Source organism: Fretibacterium fastidiosum, assembly GCF_000210715.1.
GTDB lineage: Bacteria > Synergistota > Synergistia > Synergistales > Aminobacteriaceae > Fretibacterium > Fretibacterium fastidiosum.
The window spans coordinates 2,160,082-2,161,997 of record NC_021038.1 but is presented as its reverse complement, the minus strand read 5'-3'; the positions used below and the strand labels follow the sequence as shown (position 1 = coordinate 2,161,997).

Here is a 1,916-nt window from a genome sequence, read left to right as displayed (position 1 = left end):
TCCATATTAAACGTGAATTGGTATCGGTCCTCCCTGCGGGGGAACTGACAACCCCTTCTCACAGTTAAAAAAGGCCGATCAGCATAAAATAAAGAGTATAAAAGAACTAACTTTAATTGACTTTTAGAGCAGGCGTACGCCCTTCAGGTCCGTTCAGGCTTAAAGCCACAGCCCGTGGACACGAAAAAAGCGCCCGCAGGGGGCGCTTAAACTGGTTTTCCACCCTATGGGGGCTGACGTCAGGCTTTGTCCGGGCCTTCCTGGGTCCGCCCGCCGAAAGCCTGGTTGATGAAGGGACGCAGCAGGTCGATGGGGATGGGGAAGAAGGTGGTGGAGTTGCGCTCCCCCGCGATCTCGCGGATGGTCTGCAGGTAGCGCAGCTGCAGGGTTACGGGGGAGACCTCCATCTGCCGCGCAGCTTCGGAGAGCTTGGTGGCCGCCTGGAGCTCGCCCTCCGCCGCGATGATCTTGGCGCGGCGTTCCCGTTCCGCCTCGGCCTGACGGGCCATGGCCCGTTTCATGCCCTCTGGCAGCTCCAGTTCCTTCACCTCCACCGCACTGACCTTGATGCCCCAGGGGTCGGTGCGTTCGTCGATGATCTCCTGCAGCTCCTGGTTGATCTTCTCGCGGGAGGAGAGCACCTCATCCATCTCGACGGATCCCACGACGGAACGGAGGGTGGTCTGGGCCAGCTGGCTGGTGGCGACGATGTAGTTCTCCACCTCCACCACGGACTTCGACGGGTCCAGAACCCGGAAGTAGACGACGGCGTTCACCTTGATGGCGACGTTGTCCTTCGTGATGACCTCCTGCACGGGGACGTCCAACGTCAGAATGCGCAGGTCCACCGTCACCGCCCGGTCCAGCAGCGGGATGAGCAGGACGATGCCGGGGCCCCGGCTGCCCACCAGCCGCCCCAGCCGGAACAGGACGAGGCGCCGGTACTCCGGGACGATCCGCACGGAGAAGGACAGGATAAAGAGGAGGAGGAGGACGGCCATAAAGAGGCCTCCAAGGTTGGAGAAGATGAAGGCAAGGTCACTGGAGTCAAGAACCATAACGATCACTCCCTGTTTGAATTTCGGACGGTCGTTGCCGTCCGCCGACGCAGTCGGTTTAAAGAGCATAGCATAAAAAACGGCGCAGGAACAGCAAAGAACCCTTTTCCAAATCCACGGCAAAGTTTTTAACGTGCGGCGGGGGCAGGTTTTGCGCCTCTTCGGCCGTACCTGACGGGGATAAGATCGGAATCGGCTTAATCTGTACAACGACGGCTACAGGATCACCGCCGACACGATGGAGCCCCTGGGCTACCCGACGGATTGGCTCAAGGCCGTAGGCTTCGGCGACCAGGACGTGGAGCCGAAGAAGTAAGGCTCGCGGCGTCAACGGAACGACGCGCCCTGCGTGGCGACGCAAGCCCCCCGTCGTCGGACGGGGGCTTGCATTTACAACCTGGACTTCAAGAAAACTCCTGCCGCAGGCCGTACTCTACCCTGAAGTCGATCATGAATCCCTGCCGGAGCCGGATGCAGGACGGTAATTCCGCCCCAACCTCGCCCCGTGAAAAGGTATTTTGCCGTGGGCACGTTCTCCGCAATCCTGTGCGCAATGCGCTCCATCACGGCAAATGACCGCGAGAATCCGTCGACTGGCCGACCTCTCAACTCCCCTTCAGGGCCTCGACCTCGTCGAGGGAAAGGCGGGTGAAGCGCGCGACGGAAGCCGGGGACATCCCTTCCCGCAGCATGGTACGCGCCGTCTCCTGCCTGCCCAACAGCTTGCCTTTAGCCTCGCCCTCGGCTATGCCCTCGGCCTTGCCTTTAGTCCAGCCCTTTGCCTCGCCTTCAGCCTTGCCCTCGGCCTTACCTTTAGCCCAGCCTTTAGCCTCGCCTTTAGCTACGCCCTCGGCTATG

General features: G+C 60.8%; 1 protein-coding gene and 1 pseudogene. Both read right to left on the bottom strand.

Annotated elements, in window-relative coordinates; all coding sequences use genetic code 11:
* Positions 1-239 precede the first annotated feature (239 nt).
* Positions 240-1,058, bottom strand: coding sequence for a slipin family protein (locus SY1_RS09780; RefSeq protein ID WP_015556929.1), 819 nt, complete (start codon positions 1,056-1,058; stop codon positions 240-242).
* 605 nt (positions 1,059-1,663) lie between these two features.
* Positions 1,664-1,916, bottom strand: a pseudogene (locus tag SY1_RS09775) (hypothetical protein); the annotation flags it as partial.

Bases quoted from the DNA above. Each gene is read 5' to 3' on its own strand.
- SY1_RS09780 (WP_015556929.1), bottom strand. From the start codon at position 1,058: ATGGTTCTTGACTCCAGTGACCTTGCCTTCATCTTCTCCAACCTTGGA.